This window comes from Cellulomonas sp. P2_F12 (genome assembly GCF_056403775.1).
Window position 1 is genome coordinate 55,831 of record NZ_JBFUEV010000004.1, and the last position, 23,723, is coordinate 79,553.

Genomic DNA, 23,723 nt, shown 5'->3' on the forward strand with positions numbered 1-23,723 from the left:
GACTCCGGACCGGGAGTGGACGATGGACCAGGCAGCGACGCCGAGGATCCGGACGGTCGCGCTGCTCGGCGCCGCCGGATCGGGCAAGACGACCCTCACCGAGGCGCTGCTGCACCGCGCCGGCGTGCTCACCCGTGCGGGGCGCATCGAGGACGGGTCGACGGTCACCGACCACGAGCCGGAGGAGATCGCGCGCGGGATCTCCCTGGGCCTCGGGGTCGCCCCCTTTCCGTGGACCGCACCGGACGGCAACGCCTACGACGTGACGCTGCTCGACGCCCCGGGGTCGGCGGACTTCGCGGGTTCCGTCGACGCCGCGCTGGCGGCCGCCGACCTCGCGCTGATCGTGGTCAGCGCGGTCGACGGGGTCCAGTCCGGCACGCACGCGGCCTGGCGGCTCGCGGCCGACGCGGGCGTGCCCCGGATGGTCGTCGTGACCAAGGAGGACAAGGCCCGGGCCGACTTCCGGCACGTGCTGGCGGACCTGCGCGCGGCCTTCGGGGACGCCCTGGTCCCCCTCGAGCTGCCGCTCGGCGAGGAGACGGCGTTCACGGGCGTCGCCGACGTGCTCTCCGAGGAGGGCCTCGCCTACGACCGTGAGGGCCGGCACCACTCGGAGGCCCTCCCCGCGGGGCTCGCGGACGAGGAGCACCGCCTGCACGACGAGGTGACCGAGGAGATCGTCGCGCACGACGACGACCAGCTCGAGCGGTACCTGTCGGGCGACATGCCGACCACCGCGGAGCTGGAGAGCACGCTCGCGCACGAGGTCCGCGACGGCGAGGCGTTCCCCGTGCTCATGGCCTCGGGGGTCACCGGCGTCGGCGTCGACCGGCTGGCGGACCTGCTCTGCGAGCTGGGTCCGTCCCCGGCGGACCGGACCGCCCGCGTGCAGGCCGGCAAGACCGAGGTCGAGGTGGCCGCCGACCCGGACGGCCCGACGCTGCTGTACGCGTTCCGCACGCTCGCGGACCCGTTCGTCGGCCAGGTGACCATGTTCCGGGTGCTGTCCGGCACGGTCCGCAACGGAGACCGGCTGATCAACACGGCGACCCGCACGGAGGAGCGCATCCCGGGGCTGTTCCGGCTGCGGGGCAAGGAGCACCTGCCGGTCGACGCCGTCCCGGCGGGGCAGATCGGCGCCGTCGCCAAGCTCACCGGGACCCCGTCGGGGACCCTGCTGGCGGAGCGCACCGGGCCGGCCGCGTCGATGACCGCCCGGCCCCCGCGGGAGCGGGACACGGTGTACGGGCTGGCGCTCGAGCCGCTCACGCAGTCCGACGACGACCGGCTCTCCGCCGCCCTGGGCCGCCTCACCGCCGAGGACCCCACGCTTCGCATCGAGCGCTCCGGCGAGAGCACCGTGCTGCGGGGGCTCGGCGACACCCACCTGGCGGTGGCGCTGGAGCGGCTGGCGCGGGTGTTCGGGGTGCACGTCAGCACCTCGCCCGTGCCGGTCGGGTACCGCGAGACCATCCGCCGGCCCGTCGAGGCCGAGGGCAAGGTGAAGAAGCAGTCGGGCGGGCACGGGCAGTTCGCGGTGGTGCAGCTGCGGGTGTCGCCCCTGCCGCACGGGACGGGGTTCGAGTTCGTCGACGCCATCGTCGGCGGCGCCATCCCCCGCACCTACGTGCAGGCCGTGCACAAGGGCGTGATCGAGGCGATGGCCGGCGGCGGCCCGCACGGCTACCCCGTCGTCGACCTGCGCGTCGAGGTCTACGACGGCAAGTCGCACTCGGTCGACTCCTCCGACATGGCCTTCCGCACGGCCGCCGGCAACGGCGTCCGCGAGGCCCTCAACGCCGTCGGCACCATCGTCCTCGAACCCATCAGCCACGTGTCGGTGACCGTTCCGATCACCGCGCAGGGCGACGTGATGAGCGACCTGTCCGCCCGGAGGGGGCACATCAACGCGACCACGTCCCTCGACGACGGCCTGGTACTCATCGAGGCGTCGGTGCCGGAGGCGGAGCTCGGACGGTACGTGCTGGACCTGCGCTCGATCACCGGCGGCCGCGCCGAGCTGTCGATCGAGGCGGACCGGTTCGAGGTGTGCCCCGACCACCTGGTCCCGGCCTGAGAGACTCGCGCCCGTGACCGACGAACGGGAGATCGCCCAGCTGACGCGCCTGGTCCGGGAGTTCAGCACCGAGCGCGACTGGCAGCAGTTCCACGACCCGAAGTCGGTGATCCTCGCGCTGGTGGGCGAGGTCGGGGAGCTCGCGGAGCTGTTCCAGTGGGTGCCCGCGCACGAGGCGGTCGCGCGGTTCTCCACCCCCGACCGGCACGCGCGCGTCGCCGAGGAGATGGCCGACGTCCTCGTCTACCTCGTGTGCCTCGCCGACGTGCTCGGCGTCGACCTGGGCGAGGCCGCGCGGGCCAAGCTGGCGGACTCGCACCGCAGGTTCGCGGCCGACGAGGTCCGCGGCGTCGCGCCCGACAAGCCGTAGACGCCTAGCCTCGACACCATGGCCCGGTACTTCGACGTCCACCCCGAGAACCCCCAGCCACGGTCGATCGCGCAGGTGGTCGAGCTGCTCCGCAAGGACGCGGTCATCGCCTACCCCACGGACTCCTGCTACGCGCTGGGCTCCCGGATCGACAACCACGCGGGCGCGGACCGCATCCGGTCCATCCGGCACCTCGACGACCGGCACCACTTCACGCTGGTCTGCGCCGACTTCGCGCAGCTGGGGCAGCTGGTGCACCTGGACAACAGCGCGTTCCGCGCGATCAAGGCGGCGACCCCCGGCCCGTACACGTTCATCCTGCTGGCCACCCCCGAGGTGCCCAAGCGGCTCGCGCACGCGAAGAAGCGGTCCGTCGGCGTGCGCATCCCGAACCACCCCGTGGCCCAGGCGATCCTGCGCGAGCTCGGCGAGCCCCTCCTGTCCAGCACCCTGCTGATGCCCGGGCACGAGTGGCCCATGGTCGAGGGCTGGCAGATCAAGGAGGAGCTGGACCAGGTGCTGGACGCGGTGGTCGACGCCGGCGACTGCGGGACCGAGCCGACGACGGTGGTGGACTGGACCGACGGCACGCCCGAGGTGGTCCGGGTGGGCGCGGGCGACCCGGACCGGTTCTGAGCCGGCCGTGGCGTACGTCGGGGTGGTCGGGCCGTCGCAGGCGTCCGCCGACGAGCTCGCCGCGGCCGAGGAGCTGGGGCGCGGGCTCGCCCGGCGCGGGGACGTCGTGGTCTGCGGCGGGCTCGGTGGCGTGATGGCCGCCGTCGCGCGCGGTGCCGCGCAGGCCGGCGGGGTGGTCGTCGGGCTGCTGCCCGGGACCGACCGGGCGGAAGCGGACCCGCACGTCACGGTGGCGATCCCGACCGGGCTCGGCGAGCTCCGGAACGCCCTGATCGTGCGGTCCAGCGACGTCGTCGTGAGCGTGGGCGGGTCGTGGGGGACGACGAGCGAGGTGGCGCTGGCCGTGCGGACGGGCGTGCCGGTCGTCGCGATCGGCGGCTGGCGGATCGCCCCGGCGGACGGGTCCGTGCCGGCGACGGGCCCACGCGAGGTGGCGTCGGCAGCCGAGGCGCTCGCGCTGCTGGACCGGCTGACCGACTGAGGACGTGCCCGGCCGCAGTGGTAGGAATGCCCGCGTGACAGACGCCGTGGCGCCCGCCGAGCAGGCCCCGCTCGCGGGCTGGTGGCGCCGCGCGGCGGGCGCCGTGGTCGACGTGCTGGTCACGTTCGCGGTCTACCTCCTGGGCGTCGCCCTCTCGGTCCTCACCGACCCGCAGCCACCGCCGACGCACCCGACGGTCGGCGGCGTCGTCGTCATCGTCGGCGCGGTGCTCATCCCCGTGGTGTGGGTGTGGAACCGCGGCGGGCAGCAGGGTCGGTCGGGCCAGTCCCTGGGCCGGTCGCTGACGGGCACGCGGCTGGTCTCGACGGTCACGGGCGAGCCCCTCGGCGCCGGCCCCGCGATCACGCGCGACGTCGCCCACCTGCTCGACCTGCCGCTGCTCCTCGGGTTCCTCTGGCCGTTGTGGGACCGGCGCCGTCAGACGTTCGCGGACAAGACCGCCTCGACGGTGGTGGTCCGGGCGGCCCCGGGTCTCACGGAGTGACACGGGCAACCCGGACGGGTGAACCCGGCGCGCCGTCCGATTCGCGCCGAACCGGGTGAACACCGTCGTCAGAGCGCAATTCGGAACCCGGGGCAACCATCCGCGCCCGGGGGGAACGCCTGCACGAGCCCGGCATACCTGGCACGATGCTCGAATTGCCGCGAGGTTGGGCGGCGGAACGACGGACCGACGGCATGGGGGCCACATGAAGTTCGCGATGGGATCAGACGTCCTCTCGACGCTGACCAAGAAGACCTCGACGTCCAGCGACGACCTCGGCGCCCTGGTGAAGCAGCTGGCCGCCGCGGCCGAGCCGCTCCAGGGCAAGTTCAACGGCGCCGGTCGCGCGGCGTTCGACAAGTTCAAGGGCGAGACCGACCGCATCTCCGCCGACCTCAACGGCGCCCTGCACGCGGTGCTCACCGGCATCGGCGGCATGGACCGCTCGTTCGGCGAGGGCGACCAGCAGATGGCGGACGAGACCCGATCGACCGAGGGCAGCACCGCGTTCGACGCGGCGCGCTTCGGCAGCTCCAAGGCCTGAGGGGGATCACCATGAGCACCGGCAACAGCATCGACCGCCGCGACTACGAGCTCGCGGCCTCGCAGACTGCCCAGGAGAACTTCAACGCCGTCGCGTCGCGGCTCGAGGCCCTGATCGACGCCCGTGACCGGGACGTCAAGGCCGCGATGTCGGACTACCTGGCCGACGGCGTGTCCGAGGACTACGCCGCCAAGGAGGCCCGCTGGAACCGGGTCGCCGGCGAGGTGCGCACGATCATCCGCACGCTCCGCGGCGCGCTGGAGAAGAACGACACCACCGCGCAGGACACCCTGAAGAAGGCCAAGGCCGCCGTCGACGCGATCGGCTGACCCGATGTCGAGATGGCACATCGAGCCCGCGGGCGTGCAGGACGTCCTCACCCGGGTGGGGAGCGCGGCTGAGCTGCTGGGCAGCGCCGTGGAGCAGCTGCCCGGGCACGCGGAGTCGGTCGTGGCGGGGACGGCGAGCTCGCCGATCATCGCCGACGCCCTCAGCGGGTTCTTCGAGTTCTACAAGCCCACGCTGACGTCCATCGGCAACCGCATCAACGCGTCGGTCGGTGGCGCGGCCGCGGCGACCCGCTGGTACCTGACCGGCGACGAGGAGATGGCGGCGCAGCAGCAGGCGGCGGCCCAGTCCGTCGCCGGCACGGGCGTCTCGACGTTCACCGTCCCCCCGGTGCCGGGCTCATGACGGCGGACATGTGCTACGCGTCGGGCATCAACCCGTACGCGATCCCCGGGGCGGACCTGGACCCGGACGGCGTCATTGCCGCGGCCAACGCGCTGGGCACCGGCGGCGGCGCGGTCCGGGACGCGGGCGCGGACGTCGTCGGGAAGTGGCGCGGCCTCGCGGCGCACTACGAGGCGCCCGAGGCGGCGCAGCTGTTCACGGTGATGGACCCCGTGGAAGCCAGCGCGCGCGACTTCGGCGACGCCGTCGCCCAGGTCGCGGTCGTGCTGCGCGCCTACGCCGAGGAGATCCGTCCCATCAAGGCCTCCCTCGCGGCGGTCAAGCGCGACGCTTACGCGTTCCGCGACAAGATCGCGTCGAACAGCGAGTGGGAGTACGACCAGGACCTGGTCGACGAGAACACGGACCTGATCGGGCGGGTCAACTCCGCCCAGGTCAAGCTCTGGGACGCCGAGCGCACCTGCGCCAACGGGATCCGGGCCCTGTACTGCGCGGCGCCGTGGCACGCGATGACCAGCGAGCATGACCCCCTGGGCTACGGCGTCGCGGAGATCCCCGACGACGCGGCGATGGCGTGGGGCTCGTCCGTGGAGCGCAAGGACCACTGCCCGAAGTCCGCGGCGGTCGGGGTCAAGGAGTTCGTCTGGGACGGGCTGGTGGTCGACGGCCTGGGCGGGACGCTCGTCGGGCTCGGCGCCATGGTCGGCATCCAGGACTGGTCGTGGTCCTGGGACACCATGAAGACCACGTGGGGCGCCATGGGCGGGCTCATCGGCCTGAAGGACGGGCAGTGGTCGTGGGGCACGGCCGGGGACTCCTGGACCGCCCTGGGCAAGGGCCTGATCAGCTACGACGCCTGGGAGGACGGCCACGGCGCGCGCGGCGCCGGCGGTGCGATCTTCAACATCGGCACCTTCTTCATCCCCGTGGCCGGACAGGCCGCCGGCGTGGTCAAGGGCGGCGCCCTGGCGGCCAAGGCCGGCCGCGTGGCCACCTGGCTGGAGAAGGGCGCGCGGATCGCCGACTTCGTCGACCCCGTGGCGCTGGCCCTCAAGGGCGGCAAGATCGTGCTGCCCAAGATGGGCGACCTGCTCGGCGGCCTGCGCGGCGCGACCGAGGGCCTGGGCGACGCCCTCAAGGTCCCCGATGTGCCCACCACGTTCGACCTGCCCACCAGCAGCCTCGACAACATCGCCGACGGCGTGCCGCCGGTGCGCGACCCCGCCGACCTGCCGCCCGTGCACGAGCCGGTCGAGGTCCCCGCGCCGGTGAACCACCAGCTGGTCGGACCCGACGGCAACCCGATCCACGACACCACCCCCGGCGGCACCGGCACGGGCGGCGACGACCTGGCCGGCCCGCCGAAGGCCCCCACGGACCCGGTCCACGCACCGAGCACGGACACGCCCACCGGCGGGAGCCACGACCCGGGCCCGTCGAGCGGCACGACGACGACCACCGGACCGGCCCACCCGGGCGGCCCGAGCGGTCCCGTCACCGAGCCCGCTCCGCCGACCGGGGGGACCGGGGGCGGCACGCCGGGGACACCGCCGGACCCCGAGCGCGTCTACACGATGGCCGACGGCACCGAGCACCACACGGCCTATGCGCCCGAGCAGGTGCCGGCGCACAGCGCCGCCCAGGTGATCGACGCCGTGCTCGCCGACCCCGACGTGTTCGCGCGCCAGGGCGTCGCACCGTGGACGCACGACCACCTGGTGCAGGTGGTGATGACGCCGATCGGCGACCTCTCCCCGTCGGAGCTGGCCGTCCTGCGGGAGATCGACGACGCGCTGCCGCCGCCGGTCGCCGGGGACGCCGTGCAGAAGGTGCTGAGCTCGACCGACCTGCAGAACATCCTCAACGGTTCGATGACGCAGCTGGGTGGCTCGGTCGCGCGGCTCGAGGACGTGGTCGGCCTGAGCAGCGTCGAGCACCTGCACGACGCGCTCCGGCTGGACTACCCCCAGACCCCGTTCACCACCGACGCGGACAGCTTCCACGCCCTGCGCTTCGAGGCCACGCAGAACGCCGACATCTCGCGGAACTCGCTCCTCGGCGGCAACGGGTCCACGGACACCTGGGCGGACCCGTACACCGGCAACGGGTTCCTCAAGTCCCCGGACCTCATCCCCGAGTACCGCCTGCCGCGCGCGGACATCCCCGCGGGCGCCGAGATCTGGGAGTTCACGCGCGACGGCACCCAGCGTCTGTACGCGGCGTTCGACGGATCCTCCTGGATCCGGGTGGCCCGGTGACGTCGACCGACCCGGCGCTGTCGCTCCCGCGGGGCGAGTTCGCGATCCACCGCGGCACCACGTACAAGTCGGCCGGCCCGATCCGCGGCGCCCGGCGCCTGCTGCTCGACGACGTCGCGGCGTACGAGGCGTTCCCCGCCGCGGACGTGGTGCAGCGGGTGCCGCACCGCGAGGGGCAGCCGTGGATGCTCGACGTCCCCGACCACGCGCTCGACCGCGTCTTCCAGCGCAGCGTGGTCGCCACCTGGTTCGGCGAGCCGGTCACGGTGACCAAGGCGCCCGACGTCGCCACCGGCACCGTGGAGATCGCGTACGAGCGGAGCCCGCAGTTCGCGGCGGCCACCCACATGCTCGGCGACCAGTACTCCGGCTGGCGCACCCTCGTGGACGCGACCGAGCTCGAGGACGTCCGGGCGGTCGACCGCCCGGTGCAGCTGCGGGAGACGCCGTGACGGACGCGGCCGCCCGTCGGGGCGCCTATCTCGTGTACCGCGGCGAGCACTACCGCACGATCGTCGTCCCCGAGCGGCAGTACACCCTGGCCGTCCGGCTGTCGGGCGACGTCGGGCTCGAGCGCTTCGACGCCGCCGACATCGTGGCGACCAGCGGTGAGCTGCCCGGCGCCGCGTGGGTCGCCCTGCGTCCGTCGTCCGTGGAGCGGACCTACGTGACGTCGGCGACGGCGTCGTGGGGCGACTGGCAGGTCTGGCTCGCGGGCCCGGCCGACCCGGAGACCGGCACGGTCCTGGTCGGCAGCCACGACCCGTTCGACGACGACGTCCTGTCCGGCCGGCCCTCCGCCGGGGGGCCAGGCGTCGGGTGGTTCGTCCACGCCCCGCTCGACGAGCTCGGCGCGGTCGAGCTGACCGACGAGCCGTACCAGCTGCCGTGAGGGCCGGGTCCTCCCAGGAGCACGTCACGACCGTCATGCAGAAGGCCGTGACGCCGCCGATGAGCGCTGCCTACCTCGACGGCGGGTACGACCGCGTCGCGGGCTTCGTCGTGCGCGCGGACGACGTCGCGTGGGCGACCACGCCGGCCGAGGTGTTCGCGGCGCACGGGCTCGGCTTCCCGGGGTCGCCGTTCGCCCCGGACGCCCCGCACGTCGACGTCCTGCGGTTCCCGGCGACCGCGCAGCTCCGGTTCGAGAACGCCACCGGCGGAACGGACGCCGAGACCCGCGCGCTGACGGGCGGGCCGTTCCTCGACCGGGCACCGTTCACGGGGACGGGGTTCGTGCCCGTCGAGGGCCACCTCGTCCCGCTCTACTGGCTGGTCCACTCGCGGGTGCCGGCGGCGTCCGAGCTGGTGCGCATCGCCGCCGACGGGTCGAGCACGGTGCTCGCCCGGTACGTCGACGTCGGCCACGCGTGGGTGTCCGACGTGGTGCGGGTGACGCCGTCGCCCAGCCCGCGGATCTCGCGGCTGGTGGGCCCGATGGCGACGTGGCAGAGCACCTACCTGAACGCGGACCCGGTCGGCGACGAGGTGGTGGTCGTGTCCGAGGTCGAGCCACCCCCGGCCTACGGCTTCGCGCGGACCGTCGCGGGCCGCTGGCGACGGGTGGTCCCGGCCGCCGAGGTGACCGAGCTGTTCGAGCTGAACGTCACGGGCCGCTGGAACGGGCTCGAGGTACGGTCCGTGGACCAGTGGACCCACACCGACGGCACGGAGGTCTCCCGCGTCTCGTACACGGGCCACGACGCCAACCTGGCGGAGGGCCTGCGGCTGTCCAAGGTCGACGCGGCCGTGTACGAGGCCACCGTGCCCACGGCGAGCCTCGTCGACGTCGTCACCACCCAGCTCGTCCCGGCGTCGTGGTCAGCAGCGGGTTGAGCGCACCCGGTTCCCTCGGGGGGCGGTCGCAGGGGCGCCTGAAACGTGCCAGTATCGGCGGTCGCAGAGGGCCGATGCCGGGTGCCGACCGGCAGGACGCCCACGATGATCGAGGGGGTCCGCCGGCATGACCGTCGCCGTCGCTGCCTCCTGTGGTGTGTGCGCCGCGGCCCTGCCCGACGGTCGCGACGTCTGCCCGCGGTGCGGGTCGCGCGTGCAGCACCCGCAGGCCTCGATGCCCACCGTGCTCGCCGGCACCCTGCCCGCCGCGACCGGGTCGCGCGCTCTGGCCGCCGTGGTCGACGTCCTGCTGCTGCTCGTGGCGCTGTCCCCGCTGGTCGTCGGCCTGCTGGCGCCGGCCGGCGCGCGCGCCGCCCTCGTCGCCACGGGCGCGGTGCTCGTCGTCGGGCTCGCGCTCGCGATGTGGGCGACGCTGGCCCGCGCGGGCCAGACGCCGGGCAGCGCGCTGCTCGGCCTGCGGACCGTCGACGTCCTCACCGGGCTGCCGCCGGGCGCCGGCGTGGGGCTGCGCACCTGGCTGCGCGACACGGTGACGCTCGACGTGCGGGCGGGTCGGGACCCCCTGCACGACGTCGCCCCGGACGGGCCGGACGTCGCACCGCACGAGATCGCGCCGCGCGAGATCCGGCCGGCCGCACCGGCCGTCACCACCCGGGCCACCCGCGCCGCCCACCGCACCGCGGCTCCCGCCACGGGCCCGACCCCCGCACCGGAGCCCGAGCCCTCCCGCCGCGCCCGCCGCGCGGCCCAGCCGGCCACCGGCGCTCTCCCCGTCATCGACACCCCGTCGGCGCCCACGGCGAGCGGCATGCTCCTGGTCGCACCCGACGGCGCCCGCCTCGAGGTCACCGGTCTGACCCTGGTCGGCCGCAACCCGGAGCCGGCGCAGGGCGAGGTCGCCGACCAGCTGATCCCGCTGATCGACCTGACGCGCTCGGTCTCCAAGACGCACGCCTCGCTGCGCTGGGACGGCCGCACGCTCTGGGTGGCGGACCGCGGCTCGACCAACGGCACCTCGGTCTCCACGCACGGCGGCGCGCGCACGCTCCTGCCGCCCGGGGGCGAGGAGGCCCTGACGGCCGGCACGACGGTGCACTTCGGCGAGCAGGCGTTCGTCGTCGACGGGCCGGTGGGCGCGTGACGGCACCGCACCCGGCCATCGACGCCTCGGCGGGCACGGTGGTCGCCAGCGAGACCCGCGCCGAGATCGCCTACCTCAGCGCCGCACGCGCGGACCTGCTGGTCACGGCGTCAGCGGCGGGCCGCACGGTCGCGCTGGTGAGCGACGAGGTCACGCGGCTGACGTACCCGCTGCGCGAGGCCCTGCGAGACGCCGGGGGCCGGTGGGTGGTGCGCGGGATCGACGGGACTCTGCGCGACGGGATCGACGGGCGACGCCTGGAGTCGGTCGCGGACGCCGCCGACCGCTCGCCGCTGCAGCACGCCGACGACGTCGCGGTCCGGTTCCTGCGGCCCGTGCCGGCCGAGTCCGTGCAGCTGGTGATCTCGCAGTCCGTCCGGCACAAGGCCGCCGACACGACCCTGCTGGGGGCCACCGCGGAGCTCTTCGCCCGCGAGCTCACGGGCGCCGCGCCCAGCGGGTGGGGGCCGCACGAGCCCGCGGTGATCGCATGGGACCGCGCGCGTCTGACGGAGCTGGCCCGGGGGCGGATGCCGGACGAGACCGTGGTGATGGTCGCGGGGACGCCGGAGCGGCCCCTCGTCGGCACCCTGCGGGCCGCCCGCACCGAGAACGGCCTGGAGGAGACGACGCAGCTGCTGGTCGGCGTGGGCGAGCCGGGCAGCGCCCAGGCCCGGACCGCGATCGACTCGCTGCCGTCGGCGTTCGCCGCCCTGGCCGCGCACCAGATGCCACTGTTCGGGCTGGTCATGGGCCGGCACGGGCGGCGGGACCTCACGTTCCCGTCGGTGCTCGAGGGGCCGCCCGTGCCGCTCGGGCTCCTGCTCGGGCCGCCCGGGGTGCGCGAGCTGGGCCTGCCGGTCGAGGAGCTCGCGGCCCGGCTGGGTGCCCGGGTGGTGGGTCGGCCGCGCGTGCCGGGCCTGTACTTCCCGCTGGGCACCCTCGAGCGCGACGGGTGGCCCGCGCTGCAGGCGGTGCTCGACGCGATCGGGCACGACAACGTGCGGCGCGCGATGGGCGCCGGCGGACCCCTCGAGGAGGTGCTCGATGGCCCGCGACCCTGACGCGATCCTGCTGGAGTCGGTCAAGGTGCACCGGGTCCGGCTCCGGGCCGCGTTCCTGCACGGCGACCTGCGCGACCGCCGCACCACCAACGACAACGTGCGCCGGTTCGTCGGCAGCACGGTGGTCGCCGCCCTGCTCTGCGCGGGCTGCGCCGGCTACTCCTTCGTGCAGGCGCACAGCGGCTCGCTGCGCGGCGTCGGCAGCACCGTCACGCCCACGTCGACCGGGGGGACCCCGTGAGCACGTTCACCCGGCTGACGCTCGTCGGCTCCGCGCGCCGTGCCGAGGTCGTCGTGCCCTCCGACGAGGGCGTCGCGGCGATGCTCCCGCAGCTGCTCGAGCTGCTGGGCGAGGCCCCGCACCTCTCGCCGCAGGCCGTCGCCCTCGTGCGGGTCACCGGCGACCAGGTGGACCTCGCGCTGGACCCGGCCACCCAGGGCCTCGCCGACGGCGAGGTGCTGCGCGTCGTGCGCGCGGCGGCCGCACCCCCGCCGCCCGAGGTCGCGGACGTGACGGACGCGACGGCCGAGGAGCTGCGCTCCCGCGCGGGCCGCTGGACCGTGGGCACGCGGCAGGCCGTCGCCGCCACCGGCGCGGGGCTCGCGGTCGCGATCAGCGGGGTGGTCGCCGCCGGCCACGTGGACGCCGCGACGGGCGCGCTCACCGTCGGGCTGGCCGCCCTGGTCCTGCTCGCCGCGAGCGCCGGGCTGGGCCGCGCCGGGCGCCGGTACGCCGGCCTGGTGACCCTGGCGCTGGCGGTGGGCTGCGCGGTCCCGCTCGCGGTGCTGCTGGAGTCGGGCCCGCTCGAGAGCGTCCTCGCCGGGATCCTGCTCGCGTGGGTGGCGCTCGGCGCCGGGATCGGCGTCGGCCGACGGGACCGCGGCGCGCTCGCCGGTGCCGCCGCGGGTGCGCTGCTGACCGGGCTCCACCTGCTGCTCGTCGCGCTGATCCCGGCGCTCCACGCCGACACGGCCGTCGCCGTGGTCGCGGTCGTGGCGTGCGGGCTGCTGCCGTGGTGGGCCATGACCACGTCGGGCCTGACGGGCCTCGACGACGCCGCCCTCGACGGCGCAGCACCCCGGCGCACGCGCGTCCGGCTGACCCTGGACGAGGCGTACCGCGGCCTGACCTGGAGCGCGGTGGCCGTCGCCGCGGCGGTCGCGATCTCGTGCACGGGCCTGATCGCGTCCGGCGACGGCGCGGCGACGCTGCTCGCGGGGATCGTGCTGGCCGTCGTGGCCCTGCGGACGCGCAGCCTCCCGCTGAGCACGCAGGCCGTGGCGCTCTGGGTCGCCGTCGCGGTGCCGCTCACGGTCGGCGCCCTGGGGCCGTGGGGTGCCGACGAGCCGTGGACGGTCGTCGCGGTGACGTTGGGCGTCGCCCTGCTGGGCGCGGTCGTCGCCGGCTGGAACCCGTCCGGGCAGCAGCGCGCCCGCCTGCGCCGGTTCGGAGACCTGGCCGAGCTGGTGGGCGTGGTGGCCGTCCTGCCCGTCGCGCTCGGGGTGTTCGGTGTCTACGGCGACCTGCTGGGCACGTTCTGATGCAGGTCCGCGACGTGCTCCGGCTGGGGTTCGCCGGGTCGACGGCCGTGGCCCGTGACCTGGTCGCCGCCGACGAGGGGCTGCGCCGACCCGTCTCGACCAGCCGCCGGGTCGCCGTCGTGCAGGCCCACGGCGGAGCGGGCGCGACGACGACGACCGCGGGGGTCGCGTCCGTCCTCGCCGGTCGGCGGCCCGCCGGCGTGCTGGCGGTCGACGCCGCGCACGGGCCCGCGTCGCTCGCGGCCGCCTGCGGGATCGACGACCCCCTCGCCTGGTCGTCCGGTCGCGCCCGGACCACGGGCATCGCCCGAGCCGACCAGGCCCGCGGGGTGCTCCCCCGCACGCCCGCCGGCCTCGCGGTGCTGGGCGACGGGTCGGCGTCGGCACCCTGGCCGCCGCACCCGCGCACGTGGCGCGAGGTGGTGGACCCCGTCGGCCGGTTCTTCGACGTCGTGCTCACCGACTGGGGAACCCGCGGCAGCGACGAGCTCGAGGTGATCGCGGGCGACCACCACGTCGTCGCCGTCGTCGCCCGGGCCGACCGGGCCGATGCCGAGCGCGGCGTCGCCCTGGCCGCCCGGGTCGCCGCCGCCGAGCACCGCGCGCCCGCGGTGGTGCTCGTCCTCGTCGACGTCGGCGGGACCGGTGGCCCGTCGGACGTCCCTGCCCGCGCCGCGCTGCCGGGCGTGCTCGTGCAGACCGTGCCGCACGACGTGGCCCTCGGCGCCGGCACCTGGTCGCCCGGCACCAGCGTGCGAACGGCCTTCTCCACCCTCGGCGCCCAGCTGCTCGCGCTCGCTTGCGACCCGCACGCCGCCCTCACCGCGGGGGACGCGGCATGACGCGCACGCTGGTCCACCGCCCGGCCCGCGTGGTCCGGCCCCTCGCCTCGCCGCCGGACGTCCCGGTCGCCGCCCCGCCGCAGATGAACGACGCCGCCGGCGGTGCCGGGCTGCAGTCGCTGTTCCCGGTGGTGGGCGCGGTCGGGTCGATGACCATGATGCTGGTGCTGCGCGGCAACCCCCTGTTCGTGCTGGTCGGCGTGATGGTGCTGGTCGTGGCCCTGGTCGGCGGCGTCGGCATGGCGCTGAGCCACCGCGGGACGGCCTCACGGGGCCGACGGCTCCAGCGCGAGCGGTACCTGGACTACCTCGAGGGCCTGCGCGCGGACCTGCGGGAGGCCGAGCGCGACGCCCGGGACGCGGCGCGCACGGTGCACCCGGACCCGGTCGCGCTGGTCGACGTGGTGCGCGACCCGGAGCGCCGCTGGGAGCGCCGCCGGACGGACCCGGACTTCCTGGACCTGCGGGTCGGCTCCGGCGACCGGCCCTGGTTCGACCTCGTCGTGCCGCAGGACCCCAACCCCACGCAGCCGTTCGACGCGGCGATGGCGGCCGAGGCGGAGGCGGTGCGCGTCCGGCACTCGACCGTGCCGCAGATGCCGATCACCGTGGCGCTGGACCGGGTGGGCGAGGTCGCCGTCATCGGCCCCCGCGCCGCCGGGCTGGCCGTGATCCGCGCGCTGACCGTGCAGGCGACCGCCCTGCACGCCCCCGACGACCTGCAGCTCGCGGCGGCGTTCCCGGCCGACCGGGCGGACGACTGGGCGTGGCTGGGCGCCGTCCCGCACCTCGTCGACGACGCCCTGTTCGACGGCCCCGTGCCGGCCCGGCGGGTGGCGGCGGACCTCCCGGGGCTCGTGCGCGTCGTCGGCCCCGGCCTGGTGGACCGCGCGCAGGCCGCCGCCCGGGTGATGCGCGGCGGCTCCGGGGTCACCGCCGGCGCCGCGTACGAGTCGCGGCTGCTGGTGCTGGCGGACGGGCACGGAGACGTCGCCGGGGTGCTGCCACCGGTCGACGCGGCGCTCGGCCTGGCCGACCTCGGCGTCACCGTCGTGCACCTGCTGGCCGACCGCCTGCACGAGCCGTCGGACACCGCCCTGCGCCTCACGGTCGACGACGACGGCGCGGTGACCGTCGAGGACCTGCGCGCACCGGACCCGGTCCCGGTGACGGCGACGGTCGACGACGTGCCGGTCGCGCTGGCCACGGGCCTCCTGCGCGCGCTGGCCCCGCTGCGGCTGACCCTCGACTCGGTGGGCGGCGGCGGACCCGCGGCCGCGATCGGCACCGACGAGCTGCTGGGCGTCGCGGACGTCACCGCCATCGACGTGGGCCGCACCTGGGCGGCCCGCTCCACGCGCGACTTCCTGCGGGTCCCCATCGGCGTCGACGACACCGGCGCCGCGCTCCTGCTCGACCTCAAGGAGTCCGCGCAGCTGGGCATGGGCCCGCACGGGCTGTGCGTGGGTGCCACCGGCTCGGGCAAGTCGGAGATGCTGCGCACCCTGGTGGCCGCGCTGGCCATCACGCACCCGCCCGAGGACCTGTCGATGATCCTCGTCGACTACAAGGGCGGCGCCGCGTTCGCCCCCTTCGCGTCGCTGCCGCACGTCGCCGGGATCATCGACAACCTCGCCGACGACGCCGGGCTGACCGAGCGGGCGCGCGCGAGCATCGCCGGCGAGGTGGTCCGCCGCCAGCAGGTGCTGCGCGACGCCGGCAGCTCGCCGTCGATCACCCACTACCGCGAGCTGCGCACCCAGCAGCCCGACCTGCCCCCGCTGCCGCACCTGCTGCTGGTCATCGACGAGTTCGGCGAGCTGCTCACCGCCGACCCCGACTTCGTCGACCTGCTGCTCACCATCGGGCGCATCGGCCGGTCCATCGGCATGCACCTGCTGCTGTCCAGCCAGCGCATCGAGTCGGGCCGGCTGCGGGGTCTCGACACCTACCTGTCGTACCGGATCGGGCTGCGCACGTTCTCCGAGGCCGAGAGCACGGTCGTCCTGGACACGCCGGACGCGTTCCACCTGCCGGCGGTGCCGGGCTACGGGTACCTCAAGGTCGACACGACGGTCTACCAGCGGTTCCGCGCCGGGTACGTGTCCGGCCCGGTGCGCTCCGAGGCTGTCCCCGAGCCCGAGGTCGACGACGAGCTGCACCGGCCGCTCCTGCTGCCCGTGCACCACGGCGTGCTCGCCGCGAACGGTCTGGAGACGTCGGGCGCCGGCGAGGTCGAGCTGGTCCGGCCGTCGGTGGGCGCCTCGATGGTCGACGTGATCGTCGGGCAGCTGTCCGGCCTGGCGACGCCGACCCGGCCGGTGTGGCTGCCGCCGCTTCCGTCGCGCCTGCCGCTGGGCCGGGTGCTCGGCACGCAGCACGGACACCTCACGGTGCCGATGGGCCTGCGGGACGACCCGGCCAAGCAGCAGCAGGAGCCGTGGCTGCTGGACCTCACGCGGGCCGGCGGCCACGTCGCCATCATCGGCGCCCCGCAGACGGGCCGGACCACGCTGCTCTGGACGCTCGCGGCGGGCCTGGCCCTCACGCACACGCCCCGCCAGGTCGCGGTCTACGGCATGGACCTCGCCGGCGGTGGGCTCGCGCGCATCGAGGGGTTCCCGCACGTCGGCGGCGTCGCCACCCGCGCCAGCCGCGACCGGCTGCGGCGGCTGCTCGAGGAGCTGCACGGCATGCTCGCGCTGCGCGAGAAGGTGTTCGCGGACCACGGCATCGACTCCCTGGCCATGCTGCGCTCCGAGCACGCGGCCGGGCGCACACCCGAGCTGGCCGCCGCGGACGTCGTGCTGCTGGTCGACGGCGTCGGGGCCCTGCGCTCGGACTTCGAGGAGCTGGACGAGCCGTTCGCGGACCTGCTCGCCCGCGGCTCGGGCTTCGGGGTGCACGTCGTCGCGACGATGACCCGCTGGAACGAGCTGAGGATGGCCGCGCAGCCGCTGGTGGGCACCCGGATCGAGCTGCGGCTCAACGACCCGGCCGACTCCACCGTGGCGCGCAAGCTCGCGGCGACCCTGCGCGCCGACCAGCCGGGCCGCGTGCTCACCGACGACTCCGTGTTCGCGCAGGTGGCGCTCCCGCTGCTCGCCGACGGGGACGTCGACGAGGTCGGTGCGGCGCTGCAGGCGCTGGCCGCCGGCACCGCGCAGCAGTGGGCCGGCCCGGCCGCTCCCCCCATCCGGCAGCTCCCCGACGACCTCGACCCCGCCGAGCTGCCGGACGCGCTCGACGAGCCCGACCTGGTGCCCGTGGGCCTGCGCCAGGACACCATGACGCCGTTCCTGCTCGACCTGGCCGGCCGCGACCAGCACCTGCTGGTGCTCGGCGACCCGCGGTGCGGCAAGACCACGCTCCTGCGCACGATCGTCGCCGGCCTGGTCGAGCGGGCCACCCCCGACGAGCTCGTGGTCGCCCTGTTCGACCCCCGCGGCGGCCTGGCGGACCTCTGCCCCGAGGAGTACCTGGGCGGCCGGGCCACCAGCGGCCCGCTCGCGCTGCAGCTGTCGACGGCGGTCGCCGCGGAGCTGGCCAAGCGGACCGACGGCGCGACCAGCGGACCGCGGATCGTCGTCGTGGTCGACGACTACGACATCCTCGCCTCGGGCGGCACCGACCCCCTGCGGCCCCTGCTCGCGCACCTGCCGGCCGCCCGTGACCTGCGCCTGCACGTGCTGCTCACGCGCCCGGTCGCCGGGGCGTCCCGCGCGCTGTACGACCCGGTGCTCCAGGCCCTGCGGGACACGGGCGGCAGCGGGCTGCTCATGGCCGGCGAGCGCTCCGAGGGCCAGGTCTTCCCCGGCACGTACGCCGAGCAGCTCCCCGCCGGCCGCGGGCGCCTGCTCCGTCGCGGCGAGCGGCCCACCCTCGTCCAGGTCGCACACACCCCGGAGGTGCTCGGTGCCCCGTGAGATCGTCGTGCTCAGCCCGACCCCGCCCGACGCCCGCGCCCTGATCGAGGCCGGCGCGGCCGTCGACCCCGGGCTCGGGCTGCGGACGCTGAACGGCGGCGCGGTGCACCAGGTGGTCCGGTCCGACGACGGTGACGGCCGCGCGGTGCTGAGCCTGCACCAGCCGCTGCAGGTGGAGAACATCGCCGAGATCCGCCGGCTGCTGCCCGGCGTCCACCCGCTGCCGGCGTGGGCGACCGACGGCCGGCCGCTGTGGTGGGTCGAGGCGCTGGTCCCGTGGACGGTCGACGACTCCCGCACCGGGCTGGCGATCGTGCAGGAGATGACGGCCCGCCTGGGTGGCCTCTGCGTGGTCCAGGACGGCGAATGACCCTCGACCTGCTGGCCCCCGAGGCCCACCGCTGGCTGACCGGCCCCGTGCCCGACGGCACGCGCGTGGTCGTCGCCGGCGTGGCCGGGGGCGTCGGCACGACGACCGTGGCGGCGCTGGTCTGGCGCGCGCTCGACGCCGCCGCGCCCGGCCGCTACGGCCTGCTCGACCACTCGGGCGGCACCCTCCACGCCCGCGCGGGCTCCTCGCGCACCGGCGGCCCCGTGGTCGTGCACGACCTGGGACCGCACGCGCTCGCCGCCGACAGCCCGGCCCTCGAGGACCCGTCCGCGGTCGTCGTCGTGGTCTGCGCGAGCCACTCGGCAGGGCTGGCGGCGGCGACCCGGGCGCTCGAGGCGCTGGCTCCCCGGTCGCCCGGCCTGGACCGACGCGCGCTCGTCGTGCCGGTCGCCGTCTCCGGGCCGGGGCTCGCCGCGCGCGAGCACCCGGCGAACGTGCTGGCCCTCCCCCGCAGCCGCGCGCTCGCCGCCGGCGGGGTCCTCCCCGCTCCCGACCGCGACGCGCGTGCCACCCGGGCCGCCGGCGTGGTCGCCGCCGAGGTGGTCCGCCGCGCCCGCTGGGTCGCGACCCTCTGATGACCGGGTCCGGCGTGCCGACGACGCCGGACGACGTCGTGCGCGCCGCCGCGAGCGCGACCGACCTGGCCGCGCTCGACGCCGTCGTGCCCACCTGCCGCGCGTGCCCGCGGCTGGTCGCCTGGCGGGAGCGGGTCGGCGTCGAGAAGCGGGCGGCCTTCCGCGACGAGACGTACTGGGCGCGCCCGGTGCCGGGGTTCGGCGACCCCCACGCGCGGGTGCTCGTCGTCGGCCTCGCCCCGGCCGCGCACGGCGCCAACCGCACCGGCCGCATGTTCACGGGCGACCGCTCGGGCGACTTCCTGTTCGCGGCCATGCACCGCACCGGCTTCGCCAACCAGCCCACGTCGACCGCCCGCGACGACGGCCTCGTGCTCACGGACATCCGGGTGACGGCCCCGGTGCGCTGCGCCCCGCCGGCCAACGACCCGACCCCGCAGGAGCGCCGCACGTGCGGCCCGTTCCTGGGCCGGGAGCTGGCGCTGGTCCGGCCAGCGGTCGTGGTGGTGCTCGGGGCGTTCGGGTGGCAGGCGCTGCTGACCACGCTGGCCGAGCAGGGCTGGGCGGTCCCGCGCCCGCGGCCGACGTTCGGCCACGGGGTCGAGCTCGTGCTGTCCGGTCCCGACGGCGCCGAGCTCGTCGTGCTCGGCTGCTTCCACGTCAGCCAGCAGAACACCTTCACCGGCCGGCTCACCCCGGCGATGCTCGATGCGGTGCTGCTCCGCGCGCGCGATGTCGGAGGCCGCGGCTAGCGTCGGTCGGCATGGACATCGAGTTCGTCGCGGGCTTCGGACCCATCACGCGGGACGGCGGCGCCGCGCGCGCGTTCTGGGGGGACGGCCTGGGGATCACGCTGGAGGAGCCCGCGCCGGGGTACCTCACCAACGACGACCTCGCGGGCGTCCGGGCGTTCGCGCTCTGGCCGCTCGCGCAGGCCGCAGAGTCGACGTTCGGCAGCCCGGACTGGCCCGCGGACGTCCCGACGCCGCAGGCGTGGATCGAGTTCGACCTCGCGTCGGTGCAGGCGGTGGCCGCCGGGGTCGCCGAGCTGCTGGCCAAGGGCCACCGGCTGCTCAAGGAGACCACCGAGGAGCCCTGGGGGCAGACCACCGCGCGGCTGCAGAGTCCCGAGGGCCTCCTGGTCGGCCTGACGTACACGCCCTGGATGCACGAGGGCTCAGGCGCGTAGGGCCCGCCAGAGCCCGTCGGCCGCGAGCTCGACCATCTCGTCCAGCGGCGCCCCGTCCAGCAGGTCGCCGGCGGCCAGCGCGGCGAGCCCGTGCACGGTCGCGAACGCGAGCTGAGCCAGTCGCACGGGGTCGCCGGTCCGGATCTCGCCGGCCGCCTGCCCCTCGACCACCAGCGCGACCGCCACCGCGAGGCTCCCGTGCCCCGCCTGGACCAGCTGGTCGGGCGCCTCCGACGAGTGCTTGTGCGCGTACATGAGCCCGAGCAGCGGCGCGTGCGCCGTCGCGAACTCCACGTACGCGGACCCCACCCTCAGGAACCGGTCGCGCAGCGGTGCGTCCCCCGACGCGGCGGCGTGCATCGCGCCGTTCAGCCGCTCGAACCCGTCGATCGCGAGCGCGTCGAGGAGTGCCTGCCGGTCCCGGAAGTGCCGCGCAGGTGCCGCGTGGCTGACGCCGATGTCGCGGGCGAGGGCGCGCAGCGAGAGGGCGTCGACGCCGTCGGTGGCCAGGGTCCTCTCGGCGCGGTCCAGCAGCTCGGCCCGCAGGTTGCCGTGGTGGTAGGTCCGCTGAGCAGGGGGCACGACGACGTCGGCGGCGGGGTGCATGCGAGCATCCTAACCAGATGTTGTCGTTGACAACAATGATGACAGCGCCTACTTTGGCTCGCATGGATCACCACGGCACCACCGCCCTCGTCACCGGCGCCAGCTCGGGCCTGGGCGCCGAGTTCGCCCACCAGCTCGCCGCCCGCGGCGCCGACCTCGTGCTGGTGGCCCGCCGCGCCGACCGCCTCGAGGACCTGGCCACCAGGATCCGCGCGCAGCACGGCGTGCAGGTCCGCGTGCTCCCGGCCGACCTCACGGCGCCGGGCGCGGCCGGCAAGCTGCGGGCCGAGCTCGACGGCGTGCACGTCGACACCCTGGTCAACAACGCCGGCTTCGGGCACTTCGGCGACCTCGCCGACACCGACCCCACCATCGGCGCGGACTTGGTCCAGCTCAACGTCGCCGCGCTGGTCGACCTCACACGCGAGTTCCTGCCGGACCTACTCGCGGGCCGGGGCGCGCTGGTCAACGTCGCGAGCACGGCGGCGTACCAGCCGACCCCGCACCTGGCCGTCTACGGCGCGACGAAGGCGTTCGTGCTCTCGTTCACCGAGGCACTGAGTGCCGAGCTGCGCCCGTCCGGCCTGCGCGTCCTCGCACTCTCGCCCGGCGCCACCCGGACGGAGTTCTTCGACGTCGCCGGTCGTGACGCGCAGCTCGGCCGGATGCAGGAGGCCGCCGACGTGGTCGGGCTGGCGATGCGCGCCCTGGACCGCCGGCGGACCCCGGCGAGCGTGGTGTCCGGCCGCACCAACCGGCTGACGGCGACGTTCGCCCGGATCTCCCCGCGCCGGGTGACCCTCGCGGTCAGCGACCGGCTGATGCGCGCATGACTTCTTTCTTCACCGAGTGAAGAAAGTGTCGTACGCTCCCTCCCGTGAGCGATGACGCGACGCGGCTCGACTACGTGGCCGGCATGACGTGGGGCTGGACGGGCGTGCGCGGCACGTGGGGCGGCCCCGACGCGGAGCGGTCCATGGACCTCATGGTCGAGCGCCTCGGCGTGACCTGGACCGCGATCACCTTCGGCGCCCTGCAGGACACCGCCCAGTCGACCGAGATCCACTTCCGCGACGAGCCGACGGTCACCGACGACGAGGTCCGGTGGGCCGTCCGGGCCGCCAAGCAGCGCGGCCTCAAGGTCTGCCTCAAGCCCGTGGTCAACGTCCGCAACGGCACGTGGCGGGCCCACATCAACTTCTTCGACGTCGACGTGCCGCCGGAGCCCACCTGGTCCCAGTGGTTCACCGCCTACACCGAGTTCATCGTCCACCACGCCCGGATCGCGGCCGACGAGGGCGCCGAGATGCTCTGCATCGGCTGCGAGATGGTGCAGTCGGACCGCCGCGAGGCCGAGTGGCGCGCGCTGGTCGCGCAGGTCCGCGCGGTCTACCCCGGGCTGGTCACCTACAACTGCGACAAGTACCAGGAGGACCACGTCGGCTGGTGGGACGCGGTCGACGTCATCTCGTCCTCGGGCTACTACCCGGAGCACGACTGGGAGAACCAGCTGGACCGGATCGAGCCCGTGGTCGCCGCGCACGGCAAGCCGTTCTTCTTCATGGAGGCGGGCTGCCCGAGCCGCGTCGGCTCCCCCGCGCTGCCCAACGACTGGGCCCTCGAGGGCGCACCCAGCGAACAGGCCCAGGTCGACTGGTACCGGGCGGCGTTCTCGGCGTGCGCGCGGCGCGACTGGGTCCGCGGCTTCATGCTCTGGGACTGGCCGGCCCGGCTCTACGACGAGACCGCGGCGCCGGCGGACGACGACTACTGCATGTTCGGCAAGGCCGCCGAGGGTGTCGTCCGCGCCGCCTACGCCGAGGCGTTGACCAGGTAGAGGATCCCGAAGAGCGAGCCCAGCACGCCACCGACGATCGCGAACCACGCTCGGCCCGACCCGTGCCCGCCGGTACGGGCACGCCGCAGCGCGAGCACCCCGAGCCCGATCGCCACCGGTCCGAGGACCCAGATGGCCAGCGCCGCCAGGCCCAGGTAGCCGGCCAGGATCGACTCCCACGACCGGCCGACGGGGATCAACCAGTGCAGGGTGTGGTTCGGCCCGTTGTCACCGGCGTCGCCCGCGGGAGCTGGCGGCCAGGAGGCCGTCAGCACGGTGCCCGGGGCGGGCGGCAGGGGGACGGTGTGCGGGGTCCACCCGGCGCCGTCGAACCACCGCAGGACCCCGGGGGTCGCGCGGTCGTCGTACCAGCCGGGAGGCGTGGTCACTTGACCGAGACCGTCTTGGCCAGCTTGTCGGCGAACGTCTGGCGCTTCGCGTCCCACAGCGGGAACCAGAAGCCGAGGCCCAGGACCCAGCAGTCGAACCAGTGGGCGAGGTCGCGCAGCAGCGCCCGCCACACGCCGACGTGCTCGCCCGTCGACTCCAGCACCAGCTGCAGGCCGACGACCTTCTTGCCCCACGACTGCCCGGTCCTTGCCTGCCGGAAGCCGCGGTTCCACACCCACAGGCCCAGCGAGATCGCGATGCCGATCACCAGCGCCGCCAGACCGGTGGACGACATCTGGCTCGTCACGTTGCCGGACAGGTCGTACCCCGACGTCGACGTGGCGGAGTTGATGGCCGAGCCGGTCCAGTACGGGATGAGCGAGAGCAGGTCGAGCAGGAACGCACCGACCCGCAGACCCCAGTGGGCGTAGGTGGGCGCGACACCGAAGGGCGCGGGCGTGTAGCCGTACGCCGGCGCGCCGTACTGCGGGGCGCCGTACTGCGGGGTGCCGTACTGCGGGGCCGCGGGGTAGCCGTACTGCGGCGCAGCCGCCGGGTAGCCGTCCTGGGGCGCTGCCGCGCCGTACGGAGCGAAGTTCGGGTGCCCCTGGGCCGGCGGGTAGGCAGCCTGCGGGGCCGCCGGGTAGGCCGGCTGCGGAGCGGGCGCGGTGTAGGGCCCGGGCTGCCATCCGGCCGCGCCGGGCTGCTGGTACGGGTCCTGGTTGCTCACGACACTCCTGGGGCTCGGGTCGGGCAGCCCCCGCGGGCCGCGCGCTGCAGAGGTCATCGACACATC

27 protein-coding genes are annotated in these 23,723 nt (G+C 75.4%); 24 read left to right on the top strand and 3 right to left on the bottom strand.

The genetic code is table 11. The features are described 5' to 3' along the window. Positions 1-22 precede the first annotated feature (22 nt). The 22 genes from AC1DWH_RS10790 (at position 23) to AC1DWH_RS10895 (ending at position 20,094) form a co-directional block, all read left to right on the top strand. Positions 23-2,080 carry an elongation factor G gene (locus tag AC1DWH_RS10790; RefSeq protein ID WP_456844343.1) on the top strand — a complete coding sequence of 686 codons (2,058 nt, stop codon included), beginning with the start codon at positions 23-25 and terminating at the stop codon, positions 2,078-2,080. A 13-nt stretch (positions 2,081-2,093) separates the two neighbouring features. Then, positions 2,094-2,450 carry a nucleotide pyrophosphohydrolase gene (locus AC1DWH_RS10795; protein WP_477093672.1) on the top strand — a complete coding sequence of 119 codons (357 nt, stop codon included), beginning with the start codon at positions 2,094-2,096 and terminating at the stop codon, positions 2,448-2,450. An 18-nt stretch (positions 2,451-2,468) separates the two neighbouring features. Beyond that, a complete protein-coding gene (locus tag AC1DWH_RS10800) occupies positions 2,469-3,086 on the top strand; it encodes an L-threonylcarbamoyladenylate synthase (protein ID WP_456844341.1) in 618 nt (205 codons plus the stop codon). Between the two features lie 7 nt (positions 3,087-3,093). Continuing rightward, a complete protein-coding gene (locus AC1DWH_RS10805) occupies positions 3,094-3,567 on the top strand; it encodes a TIGR00725 family protein (RefSeq protein ID WP_477093673.1) in 474 nt (157 codons plus the stop codon). Positions 3,568-3,601: 34 nt separating this feature from the next. After that, complete coding sequence (locus AC1DWH_RS10810; protein ID WP_477093674.1) at positions 3,602-4,072, top strand: RDD family protein; 471 nt, start codon at positions 3,602-3,604, stop codon at positions 4,070-4,072. A 217-nt stretch (positions 4,073-4,289) separates the two neighbouring features. Further along, complete coding sequence (locus AC1DWH_RS10815; protein ID WP_456844338.1) at positions 4,290-4,616, top strand: WXG100 family type VII secretion target; 327 nt, start codon at positions 4,290-4,292, stop codon at positions 4,614-4,616. Positions 4,617-4,627: 11 nt separating this feature from the next. Continuing rightward, a complete protein-coding gene (locus tag AC1DWH_RS10820) occupies positions 4,628-4,945 on the top strand; it encodes a pore-forming ESAT-6 family protein (RefSeq protein WP_456844337.1) in 318 nt (105 codons plus the stop codon). A 4-nt stretch (positions 4,946-4,949) separates the two neighbouring features. Beyond that, entirely contained in the window at positions 4,950-5,309 is a 360-nt protein-coding gene (locus AC1DWH_RS10825) for a DUF6507 family protein (RefSeq protein WP_456844336.1), read from the top strand. Next, positions 5,306-7,567, top strand: coding sequence for a hypothetical protein (locus AC1DWH_RS10830; RefSeq protein ID WP_477093675.1), 2,262 nt, complete (start codon positions 5,306-5,308; stop codon positions 7,565-7,567). Before AC1DWH_RS10825 ends, AC1DWH_RS10830 begins: the two co-directional genes overlap by 4 nt. After that, a complete protein-coding gene (locus AC1DWH_RS10835; protein ID WP_456844334.1) occupies positions 7,564-8,019 on the top strand; it encodes a hypothetical protein in 456 nt (151 codons plus the stop codon). Before AC1DWH_RS10830 ends, AC1DWH_RS10835 begins: the two co-directional genes overlap by 4 nt. Next, positions 8,016-8,459 carry a hypothetical protein gene (locus tag AC1DWH_RS10840; RefSeq protein WP_477093676.1) on the top strand — a complete coding sequence of 148 codons (444 nt, stop codon included), beginning with the start codon at positions 8,016-8,018 and terminating at the stop codon, positions 8,457-8,459. Before AC1DWH_RS10835 ends, AC1DWH_RS10840 begins: the two co-directional genes overlap by 4 nt. Then, positions 8,456-9,403: a hypothetical protein gene (locus AC1DWH_RS10845; RefSeq protein ID WP_477093677.1), complete on the top strand. Its 948-nt coding sequence runs from the start codon at positions 8,456-8,458 to the stop codon at positions 9,401-9,403. Before AC1DWH_RS10840 ends, AC1DWH_RS10845 begins: the two co-directional genes overlap by 4 nt. A 127-nt stretch (positions 9,404-9,530) precedes the next feature. Beyond that, positions 9,531-10,565: an FHA domain-containing protein gene (locus AC1DWH_RS10850; protein WP_477093678.1), complete on the top strand. Its 1,035-nt coding sequence runs from the start codon at positions 9,531-9,533 to the stop codon at positions 10,563-10,565. Then, a complete protein-coding gene (locus tag AC1DWH_RS10855; protein ID WP_477093679.1) occupies positions 10,562-11,629 on the top strand; it encodes a DUF6177 family protein in 1,068 nt (355 codons plus the stop codon). Before AC1DWH_RS10850 ends, AC1DWH_RS10855 begins: the two co-directional genes overlap by 4 nt. Further along, positions 11,613-11,870 (top strand): hypothetical protein, encoded by a 258-nt coding sequence (locus AC1DWH_RS10860; RefSeq protein ID WP_456845868.1) that lies wholly within the window; start codon positions 11,613-11,615, stop codon positions 11,868-11,870. Before AC1DWH_RS10855 ends, AC1DWH_RS10860 begins: the two co-directional genes overlap by 17 nt. After that, on the top strand, positions 11,867-13,171 hold the full coding sequence (locus tag AC1DWH_RS10865; RefSeq protein ID WP_477093680.1) for an EsaB/YukD family protein: 1,305 nt from the start codon (positions 11,867-11,869) through the stop codon (positions 13,169-13,171). The genes AC1DWH_RS10860 and AC1DWH_RS10865 overlap by 4 nt, the downstream gene beginning before the upstream one ends. Next, the gene (locus AC1DWH_RS10870) at positions 13,171-14,013 is read left to right on the top strand and encodes a hypothetical protein (RefSeq protein WP_477093681.1); all 843 of its coding nucleotides are present in this window, start codon (positions 13,171-13,173) and stop codon (positions 14,011-14,013) included. The genes AC1DWH_RS10865 and AC1DWH_RS10870 overlap by 1 nt, the downstream gene beginning before the upstream one ends. Beyond that, positions 14,010-17,939 carry a type VII secretion protein EccCa gene (eccCa, locus tag AC1DWH_RS10875; protein WP_477093682.1) on the top strand — a complete coding sequence of 1,310 codons (3,930 nt, stop codon included), beginning with the start codon at positions 14,010-14,012 and terminating at the stop codon, positions 17,937-17,939. The genes AC1DWH_RS10870 and eccCa overlap by 4 nt, the downstream gene beginning before the upstream one ends. Next, positions 17,929-18,309 (top strand): hypothetical protein, encoded by a 381-nt coding sequence (locus tag AC1DWH_RS10880; protein WP_477093683.1) that lies wholly within the window; start codon positions 17,929-17,931, stop codon positions 18,307-18,309. The genes eccCa and AC1DWH_RS10880 overlap by 11 nt, the downstream gene beginning before the upstream one ends. Then, complete coding sequence (locus tag AC1DWH_RS10885; RefSeq protein ID WP_477093684.1) at positions 18,306-18,905, top strand: hypothetical protein; 600 nt, start codon at positions 18,306-18,308, stop codon at positions 18,903-18,905. Before AC1DWH_RS10880 ends, AC1DWH_RS10885 begins: the two co-directional genes overlap by 4 nt. Continuing rightward, on the top strand, positions 18,905-19,657 hold the full coding sequence (locus AC1DWH_RS10890) for a uracil-DNA glycosylase (protein WP_477093685.1): 753 nt from the start codon (positions 18,905-18,907) through the stop codon (positions 19,655-19,657). The genes AC1DWH_RS10885 and AC1DWH_RS10890 overlap by 1 nt, the downstream gene beginning before the upstream one ends. 11 nt (positions 19,658-19,668) lie before the next feature. After that, positions 19,669-20,094 (top strand): VOC family protein, encoded by a 426-nt coding sequence (locus AC1DWH_RS10895; protein ID WP_477093686.1) that lies wholly within the window; start codon positions 19,669-19,671, stop codon positions 20,092-20,094. Here the strand turns inward: AC1DWH_RS10895 and AC1DWH_RS10900 are convergent. Continuing rightward, on the bottom strand, positions 20,083-20,700 hold the full coding sequence (locus tag AC1DWH_RS10900; protein ID WP_477093687.1) for a TetR/AcrR family transcriptional regulator: 618 nt from the start codon (positions 20,698-20,700) through the stop codon (positions 20,083-20,085). The two genes, AC1DWH_RS10895 and AC1DWH_RS10900, sit on opposite strands and share 12 nt — an antisense overlap. A 62-nt stretch (positions 20,701-20,762) precedes the next feature. Between AC1DWH_RS10900 and AC1DWH_RS10905 the strand changes: the two genes are divergently transcribed. Both AC1DWH_RS10905 and AC1DWH_RS10910 read left to right on the top strand, forming a co-directional pair. Then, positions 20,763-21,533 (top strand): SDR family NAD(P)-dependent oxidoreductase, encoded by a 771-nt coding sequence (locus tag AC1DWH_RS10905; protein WP_477093688.1) that lies wholly within the window; start codon positions 20,763-20,765, stop codon positions 21,531-21,533. A 44-nt stretch (positions 21,534-21,577) separates the two neighbouring features. Next, positions 21,578-22,537 (top strand): glycoside hydrolase family 113, encoded by a 960-nt coding sequence (locus tag AC1DWH_RS10910; protein WP_477093689.1) that lies wholly within the window; start codon positions 21,578-21,580, stop codon positions 22,535-22,537. On the opposite strand, the gene AC1DWH_RS10915 is transcribed toward AC1DWH_RS10910, so the two are convergent. Together AC1DWH_RS10915 and AC1DWH_RS10920 are read right to left on the bottom strand one after the other, a co-directional pair. Next, a complete protein-coding gene (locus AC1DWH_RS10915) occupies positions 22,513-22,926 on the bottom strand; it encodes a DUF2510 domain-containing protein (RefSeq protein ID WP_477093690.1) in 414 nt (137 codons plus the stop codon). The genes AC1DWH_RS10910 and AC1DWH_RS10915 overlap by 25 nt on opposite strands. After that, a complete protein-coding gene (locus tag AC1DWH_RS10920) occupies positions 22,923-23,657 on the bottom strand; it encodes an RDD family protein (RefSeq protein WP_477093691.1) in 735 nt (244 codons plus the stop codon). Before AC1DWH_RS10920 ends, AC1DWH_RS10915 begins: the two co-directional genes overlap by 4 nt. Positions 23,658-23,723: the final 66 nt, after the last annotated feature.